This window comes from [Rhizobium] kunmingense (genome assembly GCF_977018605.1).
The window spans coordinates 2149048-2172605 of the sequence record NZ_CDRNXG010000001.1; the positions used below are offsets into that span (position 1 = coordinate 2149048).

The following is a 23558-nucleotide window of genomic DNA, read 5'->3' on the forward strand; positions in this document are numbered from 1 at the left end:
GTAGTGAACGCCGTACGGGCCGTCTCAAGGGCTTCTATCCAAACAGGAAAGGCTACAAGCCGTGGACCGCTACGGCCATACAGAAAAAGCCCCCTCCTTGATCAAAGGAGAGGGCTTTCAGTTTGTTGCAGTGACGGTGTGAGCAGACCTTAGATCAGCTTGCCGAGCGCGACCGAAGTGTCGGCCATGCGGTTGGAGAAGCCCCACTCGTTGTCGTACCAGGTGAGGATACGGACGAAGTTGCCTTCCATGACCTTGGTCTGGTCGATGGCGAAGATCGAGGAGTGGCTGTCGTGGTTGAAGTCACGGGAGACCAGCGGCTCTTCGGTGTAGCCGAGAATGCCCTTCAGCTTGCCGTTGGACGCAGCCTTGATGGCTTCGTTGATCTCGGCGACCGTGGTGGCCTTCTTGGCGACGAACTTGAAGTCGACGACGGAGACGTTCGGGGTCGGCACGCGGATCGAGGTGCCGTCGAGGCGGCCCTTGAGGTGCGGCAGAACCAGGCCGACGGCCTTGGCGGCACCGGTGGATGTCGGGATCATCGACAGGGATGCGGCGCGGGCGCGGTACAGATCCTTGTGCATGGTGTCGAGCGTCGGCTGATCACCCGTGTAGGAGTGGATCGTCGTCATGAAACCGTGGTCGATGCCGACGGCGTCATCGAGAACCTTGACGACCGGCACGAGGCAGTTGGTCGTGCAGGACGCGTTGGAGATGACGAGGTGTTCCTTGGTCAGCTGATCGTGGTTGACGCCGAAGACGACCGTCAGGTCGGCATTGTCGCCGGGCGCCGAGATGATGACGCGCTTGGCGCCGGCCGTCAGGTGGGCGGCGGCCTTGTCGCGGGCGGTGAAGATGCCGGTGCATTCCAGCGCGATGTCGACGCCGAGTTCGCCATGCGGCAGCTGGGCCGGATCACGAACGGCGGTGACCTTGATCGGCTTGCCGCCGGCAACGGTGATGGTGTCGCCGTCGACCTTCACGTCGGCCGGGAACTTGCCGTGGATCGAGTCGTAGCGAAGCAGATGTGCATTGGTCTCGACCGGGCCGAGGTCATTGATTGCGACGACTTCGATATCGGTGCGACCGCTCTCGACGATGGCGCGAAGGACGTTGCGGCCGATGCGGCCGAAGCCGTTAATGGCAACCTTGACTGTCATATGAGTTCTTCTCCCTGAATTGTGGAGCCTTGGTATAGGCCGAGGAAATGCCGCCCTGTTTGATCCAGAGCGGCATTTTTGAAATTAAATCTTCGCTTCGACCGCGGCGACGACGCCTTCGACGGTGATGCCGAAATGCTTGAAGACATCCTTGGCCGGACCGGAAGCGCCGAAGCCCTTCATGCCGACAAACGTGCCTTCCGGACCGATGAACGCATCCCAGCCTTCGCGCACGCCGGCTTCGACGGCGATCTTGACCGGCGACTTGCCGATGATCTCGGCACGGTAGGCGTCCGGCTGTTCGAAGAAGAGTTCGGTCGAGGGAACGGAAACGACGCGGACGGTCGTGCCCTTCTCGCCGAGCGTCTTGGCGGCGGCAACGGCCAGTTCGACTTCCGAACCGGACGCGAAGATCGTGACCTTGGCGTCGGCGGTGCCGGAGAGCGTGTAGGCGCCCTTGGCGGAGCGGTTCTCTTCCGAATATTCGGTGCGAACGGTGGTCAGGTTCTGGCGGGTCAGCGCGAGACCCGACGGACGATCCTTGGTCGAGACCGCGATCTGCCAGCATTCGGCAGTTTCGACGGCATCGGCCGGGCGGAACATCATCAGGTTCGGGATGGCGCGCAGCGACGCCATCTGTTCGACCGGCTGGTGGGTCGGGCCGTCTTCGCCGACGCCGATCGAGTCATGCGTCAGAACGTGGATGACGCGGATGCCCATCAGCGAAGCAAGGCGGATCGGCGGGCGGCAATAATCCGAGAAGATCATGAAGCCGCCGCCGTAAGGGATCAGGCCGCCGTGCAGCGCGATGCCGTTCATGGCAGACGCCATGCCGTGTTCGCGGATACCCCAATGCATGTAGCGACCGGAGAAATCGGTCGGCGTCACCGAGACCATCTGGCTGGTCTTGGTGTTGTTGGACGGCGTCAGGTCGGCAGAGCCGCCGAGCGTTTCCGGCAGGAAGCCGTTGATGACCTCGAGCGCGTCTTCCGAAGCCTTGCGGGTGGCAATGGTCGGCTTGGTTTCGGCAAGCTTCTTCTTGTAGTCCGAAATGGCGGCGTCGAAACCGGCCGGCAGGTCGCCGGCGAAACGGCGGTCGAATTCTGCCTTGTGAGCAGACTTTTCGAGGCGGCCTTCCCATGCCTTGACGGCATCGGCCGAGCGGGTGCCGGCGGCGCGCCATTCGGACAGAACGTCGTTCGGGACGACGAAGGGTTCGTATTCCCAACCCAGCGCCTTGCGGGTGGCGGCGATTTCCTCGGCGCCGAGCGGCGAGCCGTGGACCTTGTGGCTGCCGGCCTTGTTCGGAGCGCCGAAGCCGATGACGGTCTTGCAGGCGATGAAGGTCGGGCGGTCGGACTTGTGGGCTTCTTCGATCGCGGCTGCGATCGCTGCCTGATCATGGCCGTCGATGGCGATCGTGTTCCAGTTGACCGCCTTGAAGCGGGCGATCTGGTCGGTCGAATCCGACAGGGATACGGCGCCATCGATGGTGATCGAGTTGTCGTCCCAGAAGAGAACCAGCTTGTTGAGCTTCAGGTGACCGGCAAGCGCGATGGCTTCGTGGGAAATGCCTTCCATCAGGCAGCCGTCGCCGTTGATCACATAGGTGTAGTGATCCTGCAGGTCGGAGCCGAATTCGTCAGCGAGCTTGCGCTCCGCGATCGCCATGCCGACGGCATTGGCAATGCCCTGGCCGAGTGGGCCGGTGGTCGTCTCGATGCCGGTGGCGTGGCCGTATTCCGGGTGGCCGGCGGTCTTGGAGCCGAGCTGGCGGAAACCCTTGAGGTCTTCCACCGTCATGTCCGGGTAGCCGGTTAGATAAAGCAGCGAATAAAGCAGCATCGAGCCGTGGCCGGCCGACAGGACGAAACGGTCGCGGTCCGGCCAATGGGGCTTGCTCGGATCAAACTTCAGATATTTGGAGAACAGGACGGTTGCCACGTCCGCCATGCCCATCGGCATGCCCGGGTGGCCGGAATTCGCCTTTTCGACGGCATCCATGGAAAGGAAACGGATTGCATTCGCCATCCGGTCGTTTTGTTCGCGAGAAGTCATGGCTAATCCACTATCGTCCGAGTGTCGGTCAGAGGCCGTTGAAAGGCCTGTCAAGGAAGCGCCTGATCCATATCAGGTGGAACGCGCAAGTCAACAAAAGCGGCGGATGGCGGCGGTATTATGATCGCATTTGCTACAGGCTGCCTGATGTTTGGGCAGAGGGCGGATATCAGGGTGTGCCGCCATGATCCACAGCTGGATGCGGGCAAAAACCTGTCATTCATTGACCCCCATTCAAGCGCTGCATAATCTGCCTGTCTTGTTGGCGGGGCGGTGTCTTTACGATTCGACCGCGCTCGCCTTCTCAACGGGATCAAGTGAATGCCGGCAGATAAATCGGTCGAGATGGCGCTTTCGGAGCTTCGGACTGCGATCGGCAGCCTGGAGAATGCCTTCGATGCCCGCATCGAGCGGCAACGCGAGAGCCGCGACGTGGACGGCGAGGTAAGGCGTGTGCATGCCGATCGCGCCCGCCTGGCGCAGGAACTCGACCAGTCTCAATTTCGCGCCAATCGGCTGGAAGAGGTCAATCGCGAAGTATCACGCCGTCTGGTCACCGCCATGGAGACCATCCGCGCCGTGCTCGATCGTTAAAGAGAGGCCCTGATGGCGCAGATTACAGTCACGATCGACGGCAAGGCCTACCGCATGGCCTGCGAGGAAGGTCAGGAAGACCACCTGACCAAGCTGGCGGACCGGCTGGACCAGTATGTCGGCCATCTTAAAGGCCAGTTCGGCGAGATCGGCGATCTGCGGATCACCGTCATGGCCGGGATCATGATCATGGACGAGCTTTCCGAGATGACCCGCAAGGTGGCGTCGCTCGAAAAGGAAATCGACGGGCTTAAATCCAACCGCGACGGCTCGCTCGAAACCCAGCAACGCAACGAAGAGGCGCTGGTCGCCATGATCGGCGAGCTGACATCAAGGCTGGAAGGCATGGCGGCGAAACTGAATTCCCGCACGCCGGCGCAGATCAATTGATCGCCCACAAAAATTAGCGGCGCTGCCACTGGCGCTGAACCCGCTTCGGTCATATATTGGCTGTGCGGTCTGCGCTTCCCGACAGGAACCACAATCCCTGGGGCCATACCCGATCCAAAGGGAGCTGTCCCTGACCAGGTCCGTGGGCCTGGACATATGGCGCCCACCTACGTTTGTAGGCACCCAGGATCGTAAACCTCCATCGGCTGGGTGGATCGCACTTTTCCCCTTCTTTCTGGCGTCCGGCCGTTGATTTCAGGCCTGTTTTGCCGCGCCGTCGTGTCGTTCACTTGACATGGCCGGTGCGCCTGCCAAGTGTTGCCTCCAGTTTCAACAGACGGCCTTCCTTGATGCCCTTTTCGAATGCCAAATTCGCCCGCTCGTCGCTGCTCATGCTGCTGATCGGTGCGGCGCTGCTGCTCGGTATCGTTCTATCGTCCTTCTTCCTGGCGAAGATGACGCGCACCTATTTCGACGAAGTGACGAAGCTGAGGGCGGTGCGATCGGTTGCGGCCGACCTGCTTTTGATGCTGAACGGCGCCGAATCGGGGCAGCGCGGCTACCTGCTGGTGCAGAACGATGCGTTTCTCGACCCCTATCGCCGAGCCATCGCGGCGCTGCCGGAACAGGTGGAAAGGCTGGCGCGCGTCGCCGGCAATCAGGATACCGTGCCGGTGCCGGTCGACGAGATCCGCCGGCTGATCGCCGAAAAGGTCACCGAAATGCAATCGACGCTGAACCTTGCCGGCGAGGGCAGGGTGCCAGAGGCGATCGAGATCGTTCGCAACGAGGCCGGCTTCGTGGCGATGCAGCAGTTGCGGGAGATCATCGGCACGGCGGTGAGGACGCTTGACGGTCACCTGATCGACGGCATCGACGAACTGCGCGGCAGTGCCGGCTGGCTGCAATATGTAACGATCGGCGGCGGCCTTCTGATCATTCTGGTCGTCGGTGGCGCGATTGCGGTGGTCGGCCAGCATGTCCGGGAATTGCAGCGTGCGCGCGGCGAGGTCGAAGCGCTGAATACCGGACTCGAGGAGCGCGTCAACGAGCGTACAGAGGACCTGATGCAGGCAAATCGCGAGATCCAGCGCTATGCCTATATCGTCTCGCACGATCTTCGGGCGCCGCTCGTCAACATCATGGGCTTTACCAGCGAACTCGAGGCAACGCTGAAATCGATCCGCACCTATATCATGGCCAATGGCGGCGAGTTGAACGAGGATCAGGTGCGTGATGCGCGCCTTGCGGTGGAGGAGGACCTGCCGGAAGCAATCGGCTTCATCCGCTCCTCGACGAAGAAGATGGACGGGCTGATCAACGCTATCCTGAAGATCTCGCGCGACGGGCGGCGGGAATTGAAGCCGGAGCGGGTCAATCTGGGCGAAATGCTCGAGGCGACGGCGGCGAGCGTCTATCACCAGGTCAGCGATGCGGGCGGGGAGGTGTCCATTTCGGTCGATGCGGCGCGGGGGCTGGTGACCGATCGCTTCTCGCTGGAGCAGATCTTCGGCAACCTGTTCGACAATGCAGTCAAGTACAAGCATCCCGAGCGACCGCTCAATCTGTCGGTCAAGGCCATGCCCATGGGGCGCGGCATGATCAGGATCGAAGTGGCGGACAATGGCCGCGGTATCGCCAAGGAAGATCAGGAACGCGTCTTCGAGCTGTTCCGCCGGTCGGGCGTCCAGGACCAGCAAGGCGAAGGGATCGGTCTTGCGCATGTCCGCTCGTTAGTCAGAAATTTAGGCGGAGAAATTACGGTGGCATCCACACTGGGCGGAGGAGCGAGCTTCAATATCCGTCTGCCCACGGATTTGTCCCAGTATGTCAGGAGTAGCGCGTCATGAAGGCAGCAGGCAAGGAAGTCACGATCGTCATGGTCGAGGACGACGAGGGGCATGCCCGCCTCATCGAGAAGAACGTGCGCCGGGCCGGCGTCAGCAACGACATCGTTCCCTTCACCAACGGCAATGCGGCACTCGACTATATCCTCGGTGCAGACCGCGCCGGCACTGCCAACCAGGATCGTTACCTGCTGATCCTGCTCGATCTCAACCTGCCGGATATGTCGGGTATTGACATCCTCGAGAAGGTGAAGTCCAACCCTCATGCTAAACGGCTGCCCGTGGTGATCCTCACAACGACTGACGATGAGCGGGAAATTCAGCGCTGCTACGATCTCGGCGCGAATGTCTATATTACCAAGCCTGTAGATTACGACAATTTCGCCAACGCCATCAGACAGCTCGGGCTGTTCTTCTCGGTGATGCAGATACCCGGACAATGATTGAAGAGAGATGCCGCGAACGATCCTGTATGTTGACGACGACGTCGCCCTGGCCCGTCTCGCGGAACGCCATCTCGGCCGTGCCGGCTACACCGTAATCACCGCCACCGACGGCGCTGCTGCCATGGCGGCGGCGCAGCAGGGCGGGATCGACGCGATCGTGCTCGACCACTATCTGCGGACCGAAACCGGCCTCGACATCTTTCACCGCCTCAGGGAGCAGGGTTCCACCGTTCCGGTGATCTATGTCACCGGATCGAGCGATGCGACGATTGCCATCGAAGCGCTGAAGAACGGCGCTGCGGACTATGTGATCAAGTCCGTCGGCGAGGAATTCTGGCCGCTGATGGAAAGCGCCATCAGCCAGGCCATGACCAATGCGGACCTGCGCCGCGCCAAGGAGCGCGCCGAGCAGGAAATCCGCATCGGCAAGGAGCGGGCCGAAGTCCTGCTCGCCGAAGTCAACCATCGTGTCGCCAACAGTCTGGCGCTGGTCGCTGCGATGATCCGTCTGCAGACGGGCAGCAGCCGGAGCGACGAGGTGAAGGAGGCGCTGACGGAAACGCAGGCGCGCATTTCTGCGATCGCCGGCATGCATCGCAGCCTCTATACGTCCGACGACGTGCGGCATGTGCAGATGGACAAGTATCTCGGCACGCTGGTCAACGAGGTGCAGGGTACCGTCACCGACCGGCAAGGGCCGACGATCCTTCTGTCAGCCGATGATGTGGTCCTGACGTCCGACCGGGCGGTTTCTGTCGGCATGATCGTCACCGAGCTTCTGACCAATGCGCTGAAATATGCCTATGGTCCCGGCGCCGAAGGCGAAGTCCGGGTGACGCTGGCGCGGCAGGACGACGGCAAGGCTCTGCTTTCGGTCGAAGACGACGGTATCGGCTGGAAAGAGGGGGATGTGGTCAAGGGCACAGGCCTTGGAAGCCGCATCGTCAAATCCATGGCATCGACGCTCGGATCGGCAATCCATTATGTGCCGCGACCGGCCGGGACGCGGGTGGAAATGCTGCTCGACCTGTCACCGCAGGAATAGGCTTCTCACTTCCTTTGTTCCAGCCATTGCTTTCGGCGCGGCCGGCCCCTATTGTTTTCAGGGAAGTGCAAGGTGCATAGTTCCGAGAACCGTCATCCGGTTTTCCGAACTGTGCGCGAGATCACTCAATGAATTCAGCGATGACCGTTATGAAGCGGTCGACGTTATTGCGCGCAGGATATTGTCCCAGCTCAAGAGCACCTTTTGTTAACCGAAATCCTTATCGTCGTCGCGCTCACCGTCCTCAATGGTGTCCTTGCGATGTCGGAACTTGCCGTCGTCTCCTCCCGTCCCGTACGCCTCAAGGTCATGGCGGATCAGGGAAACAGGGGGGCTGCCACGGCGATCAAACTGGCTGAAGATCCCGGCCGCTTTCTTTCCTCCGTACAGATCGGCATCACGCTCGTCGGCGTTCTGTCCGGTGCATTCTCGGGCGCGACGCTCGGTACGCGCCTGACCACATGGCTCGAGGCCCAGGGCCTTGCCGAAAATGCCGCGGATTGGCTGGGCGTCGGCGGTGTCGTCGTCATCATCACCTACATGTCGCTGATCGTCGGCGAGCTGGTGCCGAAGCAGATTGCGCTTCGTGCGCCGGAAGCGGTTGCGGCACGCGTTGCGCCGGCGATGAAGCTGGTTGCGATGGTCGGTGCGCCGATCGTCTGGTTCCTCGATATTTCAGGTCGTTTCGTGCTGTCGCTGCTCGGCCAGAAGGGCGAGTCCAGCGACAAGGTGACGGATGAGGAAATCCGCACGGTGCTTGCCGAGGCGCAGAGCGCCGGCGTCATCGAAAGCGGCGAATCCGAGATGATTTCGGGCGTCATGCGGCTTGCCGACCGCACCGCGCGCGGCCTGATGACGCCGCGCCGCGATGTCGAGGTGATCGATACCGAAGACGATCCGGACGAGATCCGCGAGCAGCTGCGTGCCACGACCCGTTCCCGTCTGCCGGTGCGCAAGGGCAGTTCCGACGAGATCGTCGGGGTGCTGTTCGTCAAGGACGCCTATGATTTCATGGCCGGCGGCAAGCTTTTCGACCTGAAGGAAGCCATGCGCGAGGCGCCCGTCGTTTCCGACCTTACCGGCGCACTCGATGTCATTCAGGCGCTGCGCAAGGCGTCGGCGCATATGGTTCTCGTCTATGACGAATACGGCCATTTCGAAGGCATCATCACCTCGGGCGACGTGCTTGAGGCGATCACCGGCGTGTTCCAGGAAGATGCCACCGAAGAGCCGGCGATCGTTCCGCGCGAAGACGGATCCTACCTCATCGCAGGCTGGATGCCGGTCGACGAATTCGGGGCGCAGATGGGTATCGCGATCGAGGACGATCCGGGTTACGAGACCGTCGCCGGCTTCGTGCTCGACGAGCTGAAGCACCTGCCTGAGCTGGGCGAGTGCTTCACCGCGCATGGCTGGAAATTCGAGGTCGTCGATCTCGATGGCCGCCGCATCGACAAGCTGCTCGTTTCGCGCCTTTCGGACAAGGCGTGAATGGCGATGGCAGATCGCTCCGTCAAGGCTGGCTTGCGCCAGGGCCGGCTCTCCGTACGGGACGATCTCGACCAGGCCGAGCGGCTTGAAAAAAGCATGGCGATCGCCTCCCATGGCATGGGGGCGATCGATATCGGGCAGGGGGCGGTCGTTTCCGGCTTCCTGCCGATCCGCTCGGAAGTGGATGTCCGGCCGCTGATGGAACTGCTGAGCGATCTCGGCGCGCTGGTCTGCGTGCCGGTCGTGCTCGATAAGGAGACGATCGTGTTTCGCGCCTTTTCGCAAGGCGACGCGCTGGTCGAGGGTGTCTTCGGTACTGTCGGGCCGGGGCCCGACGCGCTTGAACTCGAGCCCGAGATCATGCTCGTGCCGCTCGCCGCTTTCGACGCGCGCGGGCACAGGATCGGCTACGGCGGCGGTTATTATGACCGCGCCATTCACCGTTTGCAGCAAAAAGGCCGCAATCCGAGGCTGATCGGCATTGCATTCGACTGCCAGGAAGTGGCATCAGTTCCCGACGAACCTCATGATATAAGGCTTCACGGGATACTGACGGAAAGCGGTTATCGCGATCTGTCCGATGAAGCCACTGCGAAGATTGGATAGGAATGCGCCTTCTTTTTCTGGGTGACATGGTCGGCAAGACGGGCCGTACGGCCGTATGGGAAAAGCTGCCCGGCCTGATCTCCGACCTGAAACTCGACTTCGTCATCGTCAACGGCGAGAACGCGGCCGGCGGTTTCGGCATCACCGAAGAGATCTATCTCGAAACCATCAATGCCGGCGCCGACGTGGTGACGACGGGCAACCATGTGTGGGACCAGAAGGAAGCCGTCGGCTTTGCCGGTCGTCACGACCAGTTCCTGCGCCCCGCGAATTATCCCGCCGGCACACCGGGCAAGGGCTCCGGCCTCTACTACGCCCGCAACGGCGCGCGCGTGCTCGTCACCAACATCATGGGCCGGGTGTTCATGCATCCCGAACTCGACGACCCCTTCAAGGCGGCCGAAACCATTCTGGAAGCGGCCCCGCTGAAGGATCAGGCGGATGCGATCGTCTTCGACTTCCATGCGGAAGCAACCAGCGAGAAGCAGTGCTTCGGCCATTTCGTCGATGGACGCGCCAGCCTTGTCGTCGGCACCCATACGCATGTGCCGACCGCCGACTACCAGATCCTCAACGGCGGCACCGGTTATATGTCGGATGCCGGCATGTGCGGCGATTACGATAGTTCGCTCGGCATGGACAAGGAGGAGCCGCTCAACCGGTTCATTTCGAAAATGCCGAAGAGCCGTTTCGAAGTGGCCAGCGGACCGGCGACGATTTCCGGTCTCGGCATCGAGATTTCCGACGCGACCGGGCTTGCCGAAAAGATCGAGCCGCTGCGCATCGGGCCGCGTCTTGCCGAGACGATCCCGAGCTTCTGGCGGTAATCCGCCCGCATCGTCCTCGTATCGTCCCCTTATCGTCTATGACGGGAATGTGAGAGGCGTCCGGGCATTCGCTGCTGGACGCCTCACCATCCTTCCCGCATCCTCCACCCCGAAATCAGCATGAACAGCGTTCTCGGGGTGTGGCATGAAGCTGCGAACTCTCGCATTCGGCATTTCTGCGTTTCTTCTTCTTTCCCATTCATATGCGGCGGCACAGGATGGCGGTCTTCCGGTCAGCCAGTGTCAGGCGATTGCCCAGGCGCTGCCTTCGGTCCGCTTCGCCAGCTTTACGCCTCCGGGCGTACAATTCGTCCAGGCGCAAAAGCCTGGCGGCCTGTCGGAGCGCGAGGAGGTGGATATCACCTTCATCGGCCATTCGACCTATTTCATCGAGACGCCCAAAGGCGTTGGCATCGCCACCGACTACAGCGGCGCCTACCAGCCTTACCGCATGCCTGACGTGGTAACGATGAACAGGGCGCATTCCACTCATTACACGCTGAGCCCCGATCCGGCGATCAAGCATGTGCTGCACGGTTGGGACGAGATGCCGGGTGAGAAGGCCGTGCATCAGCAGATGATCGGCGACGTCTATATCCGCAATGTCGTCTCAGACATCCGAAACTGGGGCGGCGGGATCGAGGAGAACGGCAACTCGATCTTCATCTTCGAGGTGGCGGGCCTGTGCATCGGCCATCTCGGGCATCTGCACTTTGAGCTGACCGAGGCGCAATATACCGAGATCGGCAGGCTCGATATCCTGATGGTGCCGGTCGATGGCGGGCTGACGATGGGGGCCGACAGCATGAGCCGCGTCGTGCAGCGGCTGCGCTCGTCGCTGATCCTGCCGATGCACCGTTACGGTCCGCCGCTCGACAGGTTCCTCGGCATGTTCGACGGAAAGTTCGACATTTCCTATGCGACGGAAAAGACGCTGAAAGTGTCGATGCGATCGCTGCCGAAAAAGCCGACGATCATGGTGCCGCAGGGCCTTTAGAGCGTTTCAATTTAACCAGGAAACGCTCTATGGCCCCGCAGCCTGTCGTTCGCGATCAGTGCATGGCCGAGAAGGTCAGGTGCTGCTTGACGCCGACCTCGGGCATCTTTTCGTCGGTCATGTTGGCCTTGGCGATTTCCCAGCCGAATTTCAGCGTGTTGTTGGTCGAGGCCCAGATTTCGGCGTCTTCGACCTTGAAGGCCAGCATGGTCAGAAGCGGATCTTCCTTGCCGTGCTCATACCATGCGGCGGTCACGGCGCTCCAGTATTCGTCACGTCTTGCCGGGTCGTTTCGCACGCCGATCAGGCCGGCGAGGCAGGCGTGATAATCGTGGTTCTTGCCGGTAACACAGAAATGCGCCTTGGCGCCGGCGCCGATGGCGCGCACCAGATCCGTATCGGTCTTGGTGAAGAACCAGATCGTGTTGGTCCTGATGTCGACATTCGGTGCCATCGGCTGGAAGTGCATGTGGGCGCCTTCCAGGCCGAGCATTCCGGCATGAACGGCGTTGATCTCGTCCCACAGCTGGCGTTCCGGTGCTTCGCGGGCTTCGGTAAGGCTTGCCATTGTTTTCTCCCTTCTTCTGTTATCGAGAAGTCAAACGGAAAGGGGCGCGGCTTTGTTCCTGCCGGAAATGCCTTGAACGGGGGCGTTTTGGAAATTATAAGGCGCCATTCCCAAACAGGTTAAAGTATCAGGGGTGCCATGGCTGGCCATTCACAGTTCAAGAACATCATGCACCGCAAGGGCAAGCAGGACGGTATCCGTTCCAAGCTGTTCTCCAAGCTTGCGCGTGAAATTACCGTAGCGGCGAAGGTCGGTCTGCCCGACCCGACGATGAACGCAGCGTTGCGCCTTGCCGTGCAGAACGCCAAGGCGCAGTCGATGCCGAAGGACAATATCGACCGCGCGATCAAGAAGGCCTCCGGCGCCGACGCCGAGACCTATGATGCGGTCCGTTACGAAGGCTACGGTCCGGGCGGCACCGCCGTCATCGTCGAGGCACTGACCGACAACCGCAACCGCACCGCCTCCAACGTCCGCTCGATCTTCTCCAAGGCCGGCGGCGCGCTGGGCGAAACCGGTTCGGTGTCCTTCTCCTTCGATCACGTCGGCGAACTCACCTACAAGGCTGCCGTCGGCGATGCCGATACCGTCATGGAAGCGGCGATCGAAGCCGGCGCCGAAGACGTCGTTTCCGACGAGGATGGCCACACGATCTATTGCGGCTTCGAGGACATGAACGAAGTGTCCAAGGCCTTGGAAGCGGTTCTCGGCGAAGCCGAAACCGTCAAGGCAATCTGGAAGCCGCAGAACACGATCGAAGTCGACGAGGAAAAGGCGACCTCGCTGATGAAGCTCATCGATAACCTGGAAGACGATGACGACGTGCAGAACGTCTATTCGAACTTCGAGGTCTCGGAAGAGGTCATGGCCAAGCTTTCGGCCTGAGCCGCATGCAAATTTGATTTTCGAACGGGCCGGTCTGACCGGCCCGTTTTGGTATCAGCCTAGGCCTTCTGCATCATCGGCAGCGATGCAAACAGTTCAACCGAGTGCAGCCGCTTGTCGATGTCGTGGATCGGCATCGAGACGATCAGTTCGTCGGCCTCCGTTTCGGCGAGAAACTCCTTCAGCTGCGCCTCGATCGTCGCCACCGAGCCGACCGCTGCATAGCGCAGCGTGTGCTCGACGCTCATCTTCTCCATCGGGGTCCAGAAGCCGTCCATGGTCTCGAGAGGCTTCGGGAAGCGATTGCGGACATTCTTGCGCAGGTTGACGAATTGCTGCTGCGATGAGGTGAACAGCTTTTCCGCCTCTTCATCCGTGTCGGCGGCCACGCCCATGACGCCGACCATCACATAGGGCTTGTCGAGTTCGGCCGAGGGCTGGAAGCGTTCGCGGTAGATGGCGATCGCATCCATCAGCATGTCGGGGGCGAAATGCGAGGCAAATGCGTAAGGAAGGCCAAGTGCTGCGGCGAGATGAGCGCTGTAAAGGCTGGAGCCGAGCAGCCAGATCGGCACGTTGGCCTCGGTTCCGGGCACCGCGATGATCGCCTGGTTTTCGATCGGCGTGCCGAGAAGATGTTTCAGCTCGACGATATCCTGAGGGAAGTTTTCCGCGCCGGCTTCCATGTTGCGGCGAAGCGCGTTGGCCGTGCGCATGTCGGTGCCGGGTGCGCGGCCTAGGCCCAGGTCGACGCGGCCGGGCAGCAGCGCCTCGAGCGTGCCGAACTGTTCGGCGATGACGAGTGGCGAATGATTGGGCAGCATGACACCGCCGGAGCCGACGCGGATCGTTTTGGTGGCCGCGCCGACATGGGCGATGACGATGGCGGTCGCGGCGCTGGCGATGCCCGGCATGCCGTGATGTTCCGCCAGCCAGACGCGTTTGTAGCCTTGCTCCTCGGCCTTGATCGCCATCTGACGCGACTGGTCGAGCGCATCGCTGACCGTATAGCCTTCGCCGACCGGCGAAAGATCGAGTATCGAAAACGGAATCATGGGACTACCTTGAACGGGATGACAATATGTCAGCCTATTTAGGAAGGCGCGCGGCGCGATGCGACCCTTGAACCGACAAAAGGGTGCCGAAGCACCCTTGTCGCTGTCGTGCCATCCGCGCGGCACCGCTCAATTCTTGACCAGCCGCAGGTAACCGCGCGAGCGCCCAGACCCTCCGTCCGGCGGCGACACGCCGTCATGAATGGTGGTGACGGGAATGAAGCGACCACAATGGCGGTTGATCTCGCCCAGTTCATGCCCCATCCGCTCCAAAGCCGTTTCCAGCGCGTGGTCGAGGATGCGGCGTTTGCCGGACGAGGCGACCGCATCGCTGACCACCGTTCCGATCCGGCCTGACATTTCGGCGGACATGCGCGAGGCCTTCGACACCGCCTCAAGCTTGTTGCGGGCGAGTTCCAGCCTTGCTTCCATCTGCCGTTCCTCGCGCACCATCCGATCGATGGCGGACTTGGCGCGGGTGACAGCCTTTGCCAGGTCGCGCTCCATCATGGAGGCTTGCCGTGCGGCCTTTGCGCCTTCTTCCGCGAGGCCACGCATTTCCGCGGCGAAAGCCTGCATCGCGCCGCCATCGGCGGCCGCTTCCGTGGACGCGAGATTGGTGCTGACGGCGATCATGTTGGCGCGGAAAGCGATGTCGCGCATCTGCGCGGTGGCCGAGCCGAGCTTGCCGTCGACCACGACCATGTCCTGCGCCGCGCATTCCGCGGCCTGCCGCTCGACGAACATGCGCTGGTGTGCGTCGCCGAGTTCGGCAACGATCTCGTTGACCGACTGTGTCTGCCTCTCCAGCAGTTCGGCGATATCCTGGACGCCGTTTCCGGCTGCCGACAGGGCGGGGATCTCGTCGGTCATCGTCGCCCGCTCCCGGTGAAGGCGCAGGCGGGCCTGGGCGCATTCGCCATGCAGCGTTCCGGCCGCGATGGTGATTGCCGCCATGCTGTCATCGAAGGATGAGGCGGCGCGATTGAAATCGCCGCGGGTGCCTTCGAACGGGCTGGCAAATGGCGTGTCGAGACGCGCCGAGAGGTCACCCGAGGCGAGCCGGCGGGCGGCGGCATCGAGCGAGCGTAGGGCCGTTTCCGCCGCCTCGAGGCGCTCCGCCGATGTCGGGTGGGCCTGTTCCTGTGCGCTGACGAGGCGGGTAACGGCCGTCGGCCTGGACGCTGGGGCACGAATTTCCGCGTCGTCGGTGGCAGCCACCGGCGTGTTGAGGTGAGGTGCGCAGGAAGGCGCGGTCGGGGAGGACACTTCTTCGGTGCAGGCGAGACGGGTGGCCATCATGGCCGCCGCCACCGAAAAGACGGTGACGCCCGCTGCCAGCGCGGCCATCATGGCCATCGACATGCCCGGAGAGAAATATGCTGCCATCGCAGCCAGCAACCCGTTTTGCAACAACAGCATCGCGGTGATCTTCATGAACAAAAACTGGCGTTCCGACATCGCCATCCCTCCTCTCGTATCATTCGAGAACACCTTCAACGCGAAGGATGCGTTTGCGTTGCGCGCCAAAGAGGAAACGATGCGATCATGGTTAACGCCGGGTTAAGTCGAGTGTTTTGCGATGTTTCTGTTTTGTTCATATTTCGATGGCACTCAAGGGCAGACAGGAATAGGGTGGGCCATGGCAGACATCATTCGAATCATCGGCATAGATCCGGGCCTGCGCCGTTGCGGCTGGGGGGTCATAGAGACGATCGGCAATTCGCTGCGCTTCGTCGCATCGGGCACCGTCACGTCCGATGGCGACATGGATCTCGCCTCAAGGCTCTGCCAGCTGCATGACGGACTGGCGGAGGTCGTGCACAGCCATCAGCCGCATGAGGCTGCCGTCGAGCAGACCTTCGTCAACAAGGATGCGGTGGCGACGCTGAAGCTCGGTCAGGCCCGTGGCATCGCCATGCTGGTGCCGGCACGCGCCGGACTGCCAGTTGCCGAGTACGCGCCGAACGCGGTGAAGAAGTCGGTGATCGGCGTCGGCCATGGCGACAAGAAGCAGATCCACATGATGCTGAAAATCCTGATGCCGAAGGCCGAATTCAAGGGCAACGATGCCGCCGACGCGCTGGCGATCGCCATCTGCCACGCCCATAACCGTGGCGGAAACCGCATGCGGCAGGCGCTTGCAGGGTAATCACGGGCGCATTTGTTCTTGACTTGTTCTAGTGGTAGGATATTTTCTTACTTAGAGGAGCAAGCTCATGCGTGTGACATCCAAAGGCCAGGTGACAATTCCGCGGGATCTTCGCGAGCTGGTCGGTATTGCGCCCAACAGCGAGGTCATCTTCGGCGTCGAAGGCGGGGTCATTACGCTGACACCAAAGCACGGGACGACGGCAGAGGCGGACCGTGCGCGGCTGGATCGTTTCGTCGCGACGCTCGATCAGCTCGGCGGCACCGGCGATCAGGCGTTGAATGCCGATGAACTGATGCGCATTACGCGCGATCGATGACCGGCATGGCGACACTTATCGATACCAATATCCTGGTCGATCTCGCCGTGCGCGATGCAACCTGGCTAGAGTGGTCCAGAAGCCAGCTAATGGTCGCGATGGCCGGTGGTAGCGTGATTATCAACCAGATCATCTTTTCCGAATTTTCCTATCGCTATGACGATCTGGATACGGTCGAAGCCCTGCTGCCGCGCAATCAGTTCGTGCGCGAGAACCTGCCATGGCCTGCCGCATTCGCAGCCTCCTATGCGTTTCGGCGATACCAGGTAGGCGGCGGCCGGCGCGAGCGCATCCTTCCGGATTTTCTGATCGGTGCGCATGCGACAGTTCGAGGGTACCGGCTTCTGACGCGTGATCCCGCCGGCTATCGCAGCTATTTTCCGGACATCGAACTGATCGCCCCCGACACTCACCCCCTTCCAGGATCCCCATAATGATCGGCAAGCTCAAAGGCACTATCGACGAGATCGGCGACGACTATGCGCTCGTCGATGTGCATGGCGTCTGTTACGAAGCCTTCTGCTCGTCGCGCACGCTGTCGCGACTGAGTGTCGGCGAGGCGGCGATCCTGTTCATCGAGACCTATGTACGCGAGGACCAGCTGAAGCTGTTCGGCTTCGTCTCGGCGCTGGAACGCGAATGGTTCAAGCTGCTGCAGAGCGTGCAGGGCGTCGGCTCCAAGGTGGCGCTGGCGGTGCTTTCGACGCTGACGCCATCGGAACTCGCCAATGCGATCGCGCTGCAGGACAAGACCGTCGTTTCGCGCGCTCCGGGCGTGGGGCCGAAGGTGGCGGTGCGCATCGTCACTGAATTGAAGAACAAGGCGCCCGCCTTCGCCGGCGAGGCTTCCGCCACTATCGGTCTCAAGCAGGAGCTCGGCGAAGGCGTCGCCTCCGCGCCTGTTGCGGACGCCGTCTCGGCACTCACCAATCTCGGTTATTCTCGCGATCAGGCCGCCAATGCGGTGGCGGCAGCCATGAAGACGGCGGGTGAGGGGGCGGATAGCGCCAAGCTGATCCGGCTGGGGCTGAAGGAACTTGCGCGATGACGTCCTTTCCCTGTACCATTTTCCTTACGATGTACTTTCGGTAAGGATTTCTGGGCATGACCGTCTTTCATGGAACGATGACGTCCAAGGGGCAAACAACCGTGCCGGTGGAAATCAGAGAGATACTCAAGCTCAAGCCAGGCGACAAAATCCGCTATATCGTGCGCAATGGCGAGGTCGCGATCAAGGCGAAGAACAAGCGATTGGCAGATCTGGCTGGTCGGTTTGCAGATCCTGCGCGAGAGGTCTTGACCGTGGACGAAATGCGGGATGCGATCGCAGATGTGGCGACCGAGCATCTGGTGAATAAGCGTTGATCGGGCTGGACACCAACATCCTGCTGCGGCTCGTGCTGCAGGACGATGCCGTACAATCGCCCAAGGTCATCGCGTTCTTGAGCAGGCTTGAGTCCGATGGCCCCGCTTATGTCAGCTGCATATCGTTGATGGAATTCGCATGGTTTCTGCGCAGGCGTCTGCGGATCGAGCGGATGGATGTCGCGGCCGCGATTAACGATCTGCTGGATTCGGAAGATCTGGTGATCGAGGATGAAAATCTGGTCGAGGAGACACTGGCGCTGATGCGTGATCATCCCGTCGAGTTCGCAGACAGTTTCATCGCGATGCGTAATCGTGCAGCGGGATGTGACAGGACAATAACTTTTGACAGGCATGCCGCCGCTCGCGTGCCCGGAATGGAACTGCTTGCATGACAGACGATAGCCGCCTCATTTCGCCGGAAAAGCGGGGGGAAGATCTCGACACCGCGCTGCGCCCGCAATCGCTCGACGAATTCACCGGCCAAGCGGAAGCGCGTGCCAACCTGAAGATCTTCATCGAAGCAGCCAAGAACCGTGGCGAGGCGCTGGATCATGTCCTGTTCGTCGGCCCGCCGGGGCTTGGCAAGACGACGCTGGCGCAGATCATGGCCAAGGAGCTCGGCGTCAATTTCCGCTCCACCTCCGGCCCGGTCATCGCCAAGGCGGGTGATCTCGCAGCGCTGCTGACCAATCTCGAAGAACGCGACGTTCTGTTCATCGACGAAATCCATCGTCTCAACCCGGCGGTCGAGGAAATCCTCTATCCGGCGATGGAGGATTTTCAGCTCGACCTGATCATCGGCGAGGGGCCGGCGGCGCGCTCGGTGAAGATCGACCTGTCGAAGTTCACGCTGGTCGCGGCCACCACCCGTATCGGCCTTTTGACCACACCGCTGCGCGATCGCTTCGGCATTCCAGTACGGTTGAGCTTCTACACCGTCGAGGAGCTGGAGGGCATCGTGCGCCGTGGTGCTCGGCTGATGGGCCTGAAGATGACCGATGACGGCGCGCGTGAGATTGCCCGGCGTGCTCGTGGCACCCCGCGTATTGCCGGCCGTCTGTTGCGCCGGGTGCGCGACTTCGCCGAAGTGGCGCGGGCGGAGGCGGTGACGAAGGAGATCGCCGACGAGGCGCTGGTGCGGCTCAATGTCGACCACGCCGGCTTCGACCAGCTGGACAAGCGCTATCTCAACATGATCGCGGTGAATTTCGCCGGCGGTCCGGTGGGTATCGAGACCATTGCCGCGGGCCTGTCCGAGCCGCGCGATGCGATCGAGGATATTATCGAGCCCTACATGATCCAGCAGGGTTTCATCCAGCGCACGCCGCGCGGCCGCGTGCTGACGTCGGTCGCCTGGAAACATCTCGGCCTGCAGCCGCCGAAGGATATGGAAGCGGCGCAGTTCCGCATGAGCCTCGAAGATGAGTAAGAACAGCAAGCCGCAGGATCTGCGCATCCGCATGAAATTCAAGCCGAAGCGGATTTTCCAGATGCGCATTGCCGGTCTCGCGTTTCGCGACGGGCATGTGCTCGTGCACCGTGCCGTGCATGAGGCGTTCTGGACCTTTCCGGGCGGTCGCGCGGAGATGGGTGAAACGTCGGAAGAGACGCTTGCCCGCGAGATGGTCGAGGAACTGGGCGTGACGGCCACGGTCGGGCCGCTGCTCTGGGTGGTGGAGAATTTCTTCCATTACGAGGAGAAGGACTGGCACGAACTCGGCTTTTACTACCGCATGGAATTGCCCGAAAACTTTCCGTTCCATCCGGCGGATATCGTCCACCGGGTGGTCGATACGCATGAGCTGGAGTTCAAATGGGTGCCGGCAACGCGTGAGGCGCTGCGAGCGCTCGACATTCCGCCCTATTTCATCGCCGAGGAAATCGAAAACCTGCCGGCCACGCCGCGGCATGTCGTTCAGCGCGACGGCGATCTCGATCTGAAGGACTGATTTCGGAACATCACGCCGCTCCTTGAGTTTGCCCCTCAGACGAAAGGAGTTTTTCATGCAGAAAATCCAGGTCGGAAGCGAAGTCGAGTGGCGCTGGGGCCGCTCCAGAGCCGAGGGCAAGGTTACCCAAAAATTCACCGAGGACGTCACACGGCGGATCAAGGGCAAGGCGGTCAGGCGCAATGCAAGCGCCGATGAACCGGCCTTCCTGATCGAGCAGCATGACGGCGATCGCGTCCTGAAAAGCCTGACGGAAATCCGGAGGGCGTCATGACCGAGAGAGAGATCGACAATCGCCCGCCGATGGAGGTGTCCACTGCCGCCGAGAAAGGGCTCAAGCTCCGGGCGAAATTCCGGCGTGGCGGAACCACGGTCGGTATTGCCCGCGCCCGCGATCTGCAGCATCGCAAGTCGCTTTCCGATCTGACGGTGAAGCGGATGGCCAGTTACTTCGCCCGTCACAAGGTCGACAAGCGATCCGATAATTTCGGCGACGATGAAGACCCTTCGACGGGCTATATCGCATGGCTGCTCTGGGGCGGCGATGCGGGCCAGAAATGGGCGGAGGCGCAGGCGAAGGTCATCGAGGCGGCCAGGAAGGACAAGGAACCTTCAGGCAGGCATGGACTTGACGGAAACGTCGCGAGGCACACTACGCACCATCAGTGAGCGGTGCCGAGCGGCCTCGCAAGCGAGGCCATGGTCTCGTCAAACCGCCGCATTCCACCGGGCTTCCAGCCGATGCGGCGGATCTTCCGGGTGTCCATGATGTTGGCGGACAGTGTCGCCAAGGCCACAAGGCGGGCCGGCACGCCCAGCCGTTCGACGATCATCCGCGTGTCGACCGTGACGTCGGATATGTTGAAGCTCTGGCCGTCGATGACGGCTGCATCCTCTTCCAGCATCAGCTGCACAGCCGCAGCGACGTCGGCTCCGTGAACCTCGGTGCCGGCGCGCGGCACGAGCGGCCGGCCGGTGAAGGCGTCGGCAATCAGGTCATCCCATTTGTTCGGCCGCAGATGGCCGTAGACCCCGGTGGGGCGCAGCGATGCGGCGGTAAAGCCTGGGCCGGACAGCGCCGACAGCGCCTGTTCGCAGACGAACTTGACCTCGCCATAGAGAGAGGTGGGGCTGAGCGGCAGATCTTCGGTGAGAAGCGTTCCCGCAGCCAAGCCATCATAGACGGCGCGGCTTGATAGGAAAACTGCGCGTTTCAGGCCCGCATGTCTGGCCGTCTCGAACAGTCTGACCGAGCCGTCGAGATTGAGTCTTCTAAACCGCTCCGGGTCGTTTCCCTCGCCGCCGCGATATTTTCCCGGCAGGTGGTCGAAAGCTGCGTGGACGAAAGCCTCCATGCCCTCGAAGGCGGCGCTCTGGTCCTGGGCCGGGTCCAGTTCAAGAGGGGTGAAGCGGAGCGGTTGCGAGAAAAAGCCGGCTCTCGGCTGGCGTCGTGCTCCGACAGTCACCGCATGGCCGGCGGCAATCAGACCCTCGACGATGTAGCGGCCGACAAGGCCGGTTGCGCCGGAGACGAGGACCTTCAAGCGCTCACTCCGATTTCGGGAATTGTCGGATTGGCAAGACTTGCAATCTCCGGGATGGCGCGGTTTTCGTGGAAGGCGTGCCACAGTTCGATCAGCGGGCGCAGGCGGTCCGATTTCGGATGGTCCGTCTCCCAGGGCTTTTCATACTGGTAGTGGAGGATCGCAATGTCTTTCCAGTCCCAAAGTGCCGGCATGTTGAACCAGACATATTGCAGCATGTTCATGAAGACCGGCAGGCCGTGCCAGTCGGGATAGAAGCTTTCCAGAAACGTCTGGTCGGTCCGCCGCCAGAAGGCATCCGGCTGGTCCAGCGCGACAAGCATCCGCTCATATGTTTCGGTGGACGGCTTGGCGACGAAGACGCCGGAGTTGAGGCGGTGGAAATCCGCAACGCTTTCATAGACGTTCGGGGCAGCGGAAAATTCCGGGTAGCCGAACAGCTTGTCGATGGTCTTCAGGACAATGATGTCGGCGTCGAGGAAGACGACGGTGTCGTATTCGGTGAGCTGCCAGAGGCGCAGCTTGCAGAAATTGTCGAGCGGCGTGTGGAAATCCGGCTTACGGCCCCTGGTGAAGGGGGCGGCGCCATGCAGGTTCTTTCGCGCATGGCGTTCGTTGAAGGCATCCGACAGCGCCAAATGCTCGACGGCAACAAGCCTGCATCCGATCGCTGCAAGATGAGCCAGGGCATCCGGCTCGACCGCGCCGGTGTGCATCAGGACTATATCCGCACCGGTGCCGGTGTGACGCAGTGAATGGACGAGGGCGGTCGCGCCTTTCACGTAATCGGCATTGGTCACCAATGTGACGAAGGCGTTGCGCATGGGTCTGGCTCGTCCTGTCGTGCTTGCGCGCGTCACGCTCGGGATGGTCCCGAGCCTCCGCCGTCTGCGCCGAATTTTACGTGGGTAGATCCTCGGGACAAGCCCGAGGATGACGGAATGGGCTTCTTAGGAGACCGACTTCAAGCGCTTGCCTTCCGGATCCCGGTCGATGGTGGCGGCTATGTCCTTGGTCCAGGCGGAAACGGCCGGGACGCGCGAGCGGTCGACGCGGTAGGCGTATTTCTTCGCCACGTCGACGATCTCCGACAGAAGGCCTTCGCGCAGCGTCGTCGGCTTCAGGCCGAGTTCGAGGAACTTCTCGTTCTTCACGACGAGATCGTTTTCCGGCGCTTCCTTGCGCGGGTTGGGCAGCCAGGCGATCTTGGTGCCGGTCATCTTCGAGATCATCTCTGCCAGATCGCGGATGCGGTGCGTCTCGGTCATCTGGTTGAAGATTTCGACGCGGCCGCCGGATGCGGGCGGGTTGTTGAGCGCGATTTCGATGCAGCGCACCGAATCCTGGATGTGAATGAAGGCGCGGGTCTGGCCGCCGGTGCCGTGCACGGTCAACGGATAGCCGATCGCCGCCTGGATGAGGAAGCGGTTAAGAACGGTGCCGTAATCGCCGTCATAGTCGAATCGGTTGATCAGCTGTTCGTGGATGCGCGTCTCGGCGGTATGGGTGCCCCAGACGATACCCTGGTGCAGGTCGGTGATGCGCAGCCGGTCGTTCTTGGCGTAGAAGGCGAACAGCAGCTGATCCAGGCACTTGGTCATGTGATAGATCGAGCCGGGGTTCGACGGGTAGAGGATTTCCTGGGAAACCGTCTCGCCACCCATCGTCTCGATGCCGACCGGAAGATAGCCTTCCGGGATTGCAGCGCCAACGGTGGAATAGCCATAGACGCCCATCGTGCCGAGATGCACGAGATGGGTGTCGAGGCCGAGTTCGACCAGCGCATTCAGAAGGTTATGGGTGGCATTGACGTTGTTGTTGACCGTGTAGTTCTTATGGCGGTCGCTCTTCATCGAATAGGGTGCGGCGCGCTGTTCGGCGAAATGCACGATCGCGTCCGGGCGATGCTCGGCCAGCCAGTTCTTCAGCAGCTCGTAGTCTTTCGCCAGATCGATCAGGCTGAAATGGATGCGACGGCCTGTCTCGGCATGCCAGATGCGGGTGCGCTCCTGTATCGAGTCCATCGGGGTCAGCGATTGCACGCCGAGTTCGGTATCGATCCAGCGGCGGGAAAGATTGTCGAGAATGTGGACCTCATGGCCCGCATGGGACAGGTGAAGGGATGTCGGCCATCCAATGAAACCGTCGCCGCCCATGACTGCAATCTTCATAAAAAATCTCCAGTGGTGTTCTTCAGTTTTCCTGTTAGGGAGGAAATATGACGCCCGTTCAATAGTGGGGCAGCGTACTCGCGATA

General features: G+C 61.5%; 29 protein-coding genes and 1 other RNA gene. 22 read left to right on the plus strand and 8 right to left on the minus strand.

What is annotated here, in order from left to right; all coding sequences use genetic code 11:
• Positions 1-149: 149 nt before the first annotated feature.
• Both gap and tkt read right to left on the minus strand, forming a co-directional pair.
• Positions 150-1160: a type I glyceraldehyde-3-phosphate dehydrogenase gene (gap, locus tag AC0JZ4_RS10090; RefSeq protein WP_471886247.1), complete on the minus strand. Its 1011-nt coding sequence runs from the start codon at positions 1158-1160 to the stop codon at positions 150-152.
• Between the two features lie 84 nt (positions 1161-1244).
• Positions 1245-3218 carry a transketolase gene (gene tkt / locus AC0JZ4_RS10095; RefSeq protein ID WP_471886248.1) on the minus strand — a complete coding sequence of 658 codons (1974 nt, stop codon included), beginning with the start codon at positions 3216-3218 and terminating at the stop codon, positions 1245-1247.
• A gap of 321 nt (positions 3219-3539) precedes the next feature.
• On the opposite strand from tkt, the gene AC0JZ4_RS10100 reads away from it, so the two are divergent.
• From AC0JZ4_RS10100 to AC0JZ4_RS10145, 10 genes are all read left to right on the plus strand, one after another.
• A complete protein-coding gene (locus tag AC0JZ4_RS10100; RefSeq protein WP_471886249.1) occupies positions 3540-3812 on the plus strand; it encodes a DUF4164 domain-containing protein in 273 nt (90 codons plus the stop codon).
• Positions 3813-3824: 12 nt separating this feature from the next.
• Positions 3825-4202, plus strand: coding sequence for a cell division protein ZapA (locus tag AC0JZ4_RS10105; RefSeq protein ID WP_471886250.1), 378 nt, complete (start codon positions 3825-3827; stop codon positions 4200-4202).
• A gap of 63 nt (positions 4203-4265) precedes the next feature.
• Positions 4266-4423: non-coding RNA, 6S RNA (ssrS, locus tag AC0JZ4_RS10110), on the plus strand.
• Between the two features lie 129 nt (positions 4424-4552).
• The gene (locus tag AC0JZ4_RS10115; protein ID WP_471886251.1) at positions 4553-6052 is read left to right on the plus strand and encodes a sensor histidine kinase; all 1500 of its coding nucleotides are present in this window, start codon (positions 4553-4555) and stop codon (positions 6050-6052) included.
• Positions 6049-6492, plus strand: coding sequence for a response regulator (locus AC0JZ4_RS10120; RefSeq protein WP_471886252.1), 444 nt, complete (start codon positions 6049-6051; stop codon positions 6490-6492). Before AC0JZ4_RS10115 ends, AC0JZ4_RS10120 begins: the two co-directional genes overlap by 4 nt.
• Before the next feature lie 10 nt (positions 6493-6502).
• Complete coding sequence (locus AC0JZ4_RS10125; RefSeq protein WP_471886253.1) at positions 6503-7540, plus strand: sensor histidine kinase; 1038 nt, start codon at positions 6503-6505, stop codon at positions 7538-7540.
• Positions 7541-7744: 204 nt separating this feature from the next.
• A complete protein-coding gene (locus AC0JZ4_RS10130; protein WP_471886254.1) occupies positions 7745-9031 on the plus strand; it encodes a hemolysin family protein in 1287 nt (428 codons plus the stop codon).
• A 6-nt stretch (positions 9032-9037) separates the two neighbouring features.
• Positions 9038-9637: a 5-formyltetrahydrofolate cyclo-ligase gene (locus AC0JZ4_RS10135; RefSeq protein ID WP_471886255.1), complete on the plus strand. Its 600-nt coding sequence runs from the start codon at positions 9038-9040 to the stop codon at positions 9635-9637.
• A gap of 2 nt (positions 9638-9639) precedes the next feature.
• Positions 9640-10464, plus strand: coding sequence for a TIGR00282 family metallophosphoesterase (locus AC0JZ4_RS10140; RefSeq protein WP_471886256.1), 825 nt, complete (start codon positions 9640-9642; stop codon positions 10462-10464).
• 145 nt (positions 10465-10609) lie between these two features.
• Complete coding sequence (locus AC0JZ4_RS10145) at positions 10610-11461, plus strand: MBL fold metallo-hydrolase (RefSeq protein WP_471886257.1); 852 nt, start codon at positions 10610-10612, stop codon at positions 11459-11461.
• 55 nt (positions 11462-11516) lie between these two features.
• On the opposite strand, the gene AC0JZ4_RS10150 is transcribed toward AC0JZ4_RS10145, so the two are convergent.
• Positions 11517-12029 (minus strand): pyridoxamine 5'-phosphate oxidase family protein, encoded by a 513-nt coding sequence (locus AC0JZ4_RS10150; RefSeq protein ID WP_471886258.1) that lies wholly within the window; start codon positions 12027-12029, stop codon positions 11517-11519.
• Positions 12030-12167: 138 nt separating this feature from the next.
• On the opposite strand from AC0JZ4_RS10150, the gene AC0JZ4_RS10155 reads away from it, so the two are divergent.
• A complete protein-coding gene (locus AC0JZ4_RS10155; RefSeq protein ID WP_471886259.1) occupies positions 12168-12914 on the plus strand; it encodes a YebC/PmpR family DNA-binding transcriptional regulator in 747 nt (248 codons plus the stop codon).
• 59 nt (positions 12915-12973) lie between these two features.
• Here the strand turns inward: AC0JZ4_RS10155 and AC0JZ4_RS10160 are convergent, their stop codons facing one another.
• Positions 12974-13969, minus strand: a complete 996-nt coding sequence (locus AC0JZ4_RS10160; protein WP_471886260.1) for an LLM class flavin-dependent oxidoreductase — start codon at positions 13967-13969, stop codon at positions 12974-12976.
• 129 nt (positions 13970-14098) lie between these two features.
• Positions 14099-15271 carry a methyl-accepting chemotaxis protein gene (locus AC0JZ4_RS10165; protein ID WP_471886261.1) on the minus strand — a complete coding sequence of 391 codons (1173 nt, stop codon included), beginning with the start codon at positions 15269-15271 and terminating at the stop codon, positions 14099-14101.
• Here AC0JZ4_RS10165 and AC0JZ4_RS10170 point away from each other — a divergent pair.
• The 11 genes from AC0JZ4_RS10170 to AC0JZ4_RS10220 all read left to right on the plus strand — a co-directional run bounded on the left by AC0JZ4_RS10170 (position 15270) and on the right by AC0JZ4_RS10220 (position 20426).
• Entirely contained in the window at positions 15270-15536 is a 267-nt protein-coding gene (locus tag AC0JZ4_RS10170; RefSeq protein ID WP_471886262.1) for a hypothetical protein, read from the plus strand. The genes AC0JZ4_RS10165 and AC0JZ4_RS10170 overlap by 2 nt on opposite strands.
• A gap of 75 nt (positions 15537-15611) precedes the next feature.
• A complete protein-coding gene (gene ruvC / locus AC0JZ4_RS10175) occupies positions 15612-16121 on the plus strand; it encodes a crossover junction endodeoxyribonuclease RuvC (protein WP_471886263.1) in 510 nt (169 codons plus the stop codon).
• A gap of 67 nt (positions 16122-16188) precedes the next feature.
• Entirely contained in the window at positions 16189-16440 is a 252-nt protein-coding gene (locus tag AC0JZ4_RS10180; RefSeq protein ID WP_471886264.1) for an AbrB/MazE/SpoVT family DNA-binding domain-containing protein, read from the plus strand.
• A gap of 5 nt (positions 16441-16445) precedes the next feature.
• Complete coding sequence (locus AC0JZ4_RS10185; protein ID WP_471887855.1) at positions 16446-16874, plus strand: type II toxin-antitoxin system VapC family toxin; 429 nt, start codon at positions 16446-16448, stop codon at positions 16872-16874.
• A complete protein-coding gene (gene ruvA, locus AC0JZ4_RS10190; protein ID WP_471886265.1) occupies positions 16874-17488 on the plus strand; it encodes a Holliday junction branch migration protein RuvA in 615 nt (204 codons plus the stop codon). Before AC0JZ4_RS10185 ends, ruvA begins: the two co-directional genes overlap by 1 nt.
• A gap of 56 nt (positions 17489-17544) precedes the next feature.
• On the plus strand, positions 17545-17805 hold the full coding sequence (locus tag AC0JZ4_RS10195; RefSeq protein ID WP_471886266.1) for an AbrB/MazE/SpoVT family DNA-binding domain-containing protein: 261 nt from the start codon (positions 17545-17547) through the stop codon (positions 17803-17805).
• A complete protein-coding gene (locus AC0JZ4_RS10200) occupies positions 17802-18200 on the plus strand; it encodes a PIN domain-containing protein (protein ID WP_471886267.1) in 399 nt (132 codons plus the stop codon). The genes AC0JZ4_RS10195 and AC0JZ4_RS10200 overlap by 4 nt, the downstream gene beginning before the upstream one ends.
• The gene (gene ruvB, locus AC0JZ4_RS10205) at positions 18197-19237 is read left to right on the plus strand and encodes a Holliday junction branch migration DNA helicase RuvB (protein WP_471886268.1); all 1041 of its coding nucleotides are present in this window, start codon (positions 18197-18199) and stop codon (positions 19235-19237) included. The genes AC0JZ4_RS10200 and ruvB overlap by 4 nt, the downstream gene beginning before the upstream one ends.
• Entirely contained in the window at positions 19230-19757 is a 528-nt protein-coding gene (locus AC0JZ4_RS10210; RefSeq protein ID WP_471886269.1) for an NUDIX hydrolase, read from the plus strand. The genes ruvB and AC0JZ4_RS10210 overlap by 8 nt, the downstream gene beginning before the upstream one ends.
• Before the next feature lie 55 nt (positions 19758-19812).
• Entirely contained in the window at positions 19813-20031 is a 219-nt protein-coding gene (locus AC0JZ4_RS10215) for a hypervirulence associated TUDOR domain-containing protein (RefSeq protein ID WP_471886270.1), read from the plus strand.
• Positions 20028-20426: a hypothetical protein gene (locus tag AC0JZ4_RS10220; RefSeq protein ID WP_471886271.1), complete on the plus strand. Its 399-nt coding sequence runs from the start codon at positions 20028-20030 to the stop codon at positions 20424-20426. Before AC0JZ4_RS10215 ends, AC0JZ4_RS10220 begins: the two co-directional genes overlap by 4 nt.
• On the opposite strand, the gene AC0JZ4_RS10225 is transcribed toward AC0JZ4_RS10220, so the two are convergent.
• The 3 genes from AC0JZ4_RS10225 to AC0JZ4_RS10235 form a co-directional block, all read right to left on the minus strand.
• Positions 20420-21301 (minus strand): NAD-dependent epimerase/dehydratase family protein, encoded by an 882-nt coding sequence (locus AC0JZ4_RS10225; RefSeq protein WP_471886272.1) that lies wholly within the window; start codon positions 21299-21301, stop codon positions 20420-20422. The two genes, AC0JZ4_RS10220 and AC0JZ4_RS10225, sit on opposite strands and share 7 nt — an antisense overlap.
• Positions 21298-22125 (minus strand): glycosyltransferase, encoded by an 828-nt coding sequence (locus AC0JZ4_RS10230; protein WP_471886273.1) that lies wholly within the window; start codon positions 22123-22125, stop codon positions 21298-21300. Before AC0JZ4_RS10230 ends, AC0JZ4_RS10225 begins: the two co-directional genes overlap by 4 nt.
• A gap of 126 nt (positions 22126-22251) precedes the next feature.
• Complete coding sequence (locus AC0JZ4_RS10235; RefSeq protein ID WP_471886274.1) at positions 22252-23472, minus strand: NAD-dependent epimerase/dehydratase family protein; 1221 nt, start codon at positions 23470-23472, stop codon at positions 22252-22254.
• Positions 23473-23558 lie beyond the last annotated feature (86 nt).

What these genes read in the sequence shown, in the direction of transcription:
- AC0JZ4_RS10165 (WP_471886261.1), bottom strand. Translation starts at nt 15,271, where the DNA reads ATGATGGCCACCCGTCTCGCCTGCACCGAAGAAGTGTCCTCCCCGACC.
- AC0JZ4_RS10230 (WP_471886273.1), bottom strand. Translation starts at nt 22,125, where the DNA reads ATGCGCAACGCCTTCGTCACATTGGTGACCAATGCCGATTACGTGAAA.
- AC0JZ4_RS10100 (WP_471886249.1), top strand. Translation starts at nt 3,540, where the DNA reads ATGCCGGCAGATAAATCGGTCGAGATGGCGCTTTCGGAGCTTCGGACT.
- AC0JZ4_RS10115 (WP_471886251.1), top strand. Translation starts at nt 4,553, where the DNA reads ATGCCCTTTTCGAATGCCAAATTCGCCCGCTCGTCGCTGCTCATGCTG.
- AC0JZ4_RS10235 (WP_471886274.1), bottom strand. Translation starts at nt 23,472, where the DNA reads ATGAAGATTGCAGTCATGGGCGGCGACGGTTTCATTGGATGGCCGACA.
- AC0JZ4_RS10155 (WP_471886259.1), top strand. Translation starts at nt 12,168, where the DNA reads ATGGCTGGCCATTCACAGTTCAAGAACATCATGCACCGCAAGGGCAAG.
- ruvB (WP_471886268.1), top strand. Translation starts at nt 18,197, where the DNA reads ATGACAGACGATAGCCGCCTCATTTCGCCGGAAAAGCGGGGGGAAGAT.
- ruvC (WP_471886263.1), top strand. Translation starts at nt 15,612, where the DNA reads ATGGCAGACATCATTCGAATCATCGGCATAGATCCGGGCCTGCGCCGT.
- tkt (WP_471886248.1), bottom strand. Translation starts at nt 3,218, where the DNA reads ATGACTTCTCGCGAACAAAACGACCGGATGGCGAATGCAATCCGTTTC.
- AC0JZ4_RS10160 (WP_471886260.1), bottom strand. Translation starts at nt 13,969, where the DNA reads ATGATTCCGTTTTCGATACTCGATCTTTCGCCGGTCGGCGAAGGCTAT.
- AC0JZ4_RS10210 (WP_471886269.1), top strand. Translation starts at nt 19,230, where the DNA reads ATGAGTAAGAACAGCAAGCCGCAGGATCTGCGCATCCGCATGAAATTC.
- AC0JZ4_RS10180 (WP_471886264.1), top strand. Translation starts at nt 16,189, where the DNA reads ATGCGTGTGACATCCAAAGGCCAGGTGACAATTCCGCGGGATCTTCGC.
- AC0JZ4_RS10140 (WP_471886256.1), top strand. Translation starts at nt 9,640, where the DNA reads ATGCGCCTTCTTTTTCTGGGTGACATGGTCGGCAAGACGGGCCGTACG.
- AC0JZ4_RS10220 (WP_471886271.1), top strand. Translation starts at nt 20,028, where the DNA reads ATGACCGAGAGAGAGATCGACAATCGCCCGCCGATGGAGGTGTCCACT.
- AC0JZ4_RS10145 (WP_471886257.1), top strand. Translation starts at nt 10,610, where the DNA reads ATGAAGCTGCGAACTCTCGCATTCGGCATTTCTGCGTTTCTTCTTCTT.
- AC0JZ4_RS10125 (WP_471886253.1), top strand. Translation starts at nt 6,503, where the DNA reads ATGCCGCGAACGATCCTGTATGTTGACGACGACGTCGCCCTGGCCCGT.
- AC0JZ4_RS10195 (WP_471886266.1), top strand. Translation starts at nt 17,545, where the DNA reads ATGACCGTCTTTCATGGAACGATGACGTCCAAGGGGCAAACAACCGTG.
- AC0JZ4_RS10215 (WP_471886270.1), top strand. Translation starts at nt 19,813, where the DNA reads ATGCAGAAAATCCAGGTCGGAAGCGAAGTCGAGTGGCGCTGGGGCCGC.
- AC0JZ4_RS10150 (WP_471886258.1), bottom strand. Translation starts at nt 12,029, where the DNA reads ATGGCAAGCCTTACCGAAGCCCGCGAAGCACCGGAACGCCAGCTGTGG.
- AC0JZ4_RS10185 (WP_471887855.1), top strand. Translation starts at nt 16,446, where the DNA reads ATGGCGACACTTATCGATACCAATATCCTGGTCGATCTCGCCGTGCGC.
- AC0JZ4_RS10120 (WP_471886252.1), top strand. Translation starts at nt 6,049, where the DNA reads ATGAAGGCAGCAGGCAAGGAAGTCACGATCGTCATGGTCGAGGACGAC.
- ruvA (WP_471886265.1), top strand. Translation starts at nt 16,874, where the DNA reads ATGATCGGCAAGCTCAAAGGCACTATCGACGAGATCGGCGACGACTAT.
- AC0JZ4_RS10105 (WP_471886250.1), top strand. Translation starts at nt 3,825, where the DNA reads ATGGCGCAGATTACAGTCACGATCGACGGCAAGGCCTACCGCATGGCC.
- AC0JZ4_RS10170 (WP_471886262.1), top strand. Translation starts at nt 15,270, where the DNA reads ATGGCCGCCGCCACCGAAAAGACGGTGACGCCCGCTGCCAGCGCGGCC.
- gap (WP_471886247.1), bottom strand. Translation starts at nt 1,160, where the DNA reads ATGACAGTCAAGGTTGCCATTAACGGCTTCGGCCGCATCGGCCGCAAC.
- AC0JZ4_RS10135 (WP_471886255.1), top strand. Translation starts at nt 9,038, where the DNA reads ATGGCAGATCGCTCCGTCAAGGCTGGCTTGCGCCAGGGCCGGCTCTCC.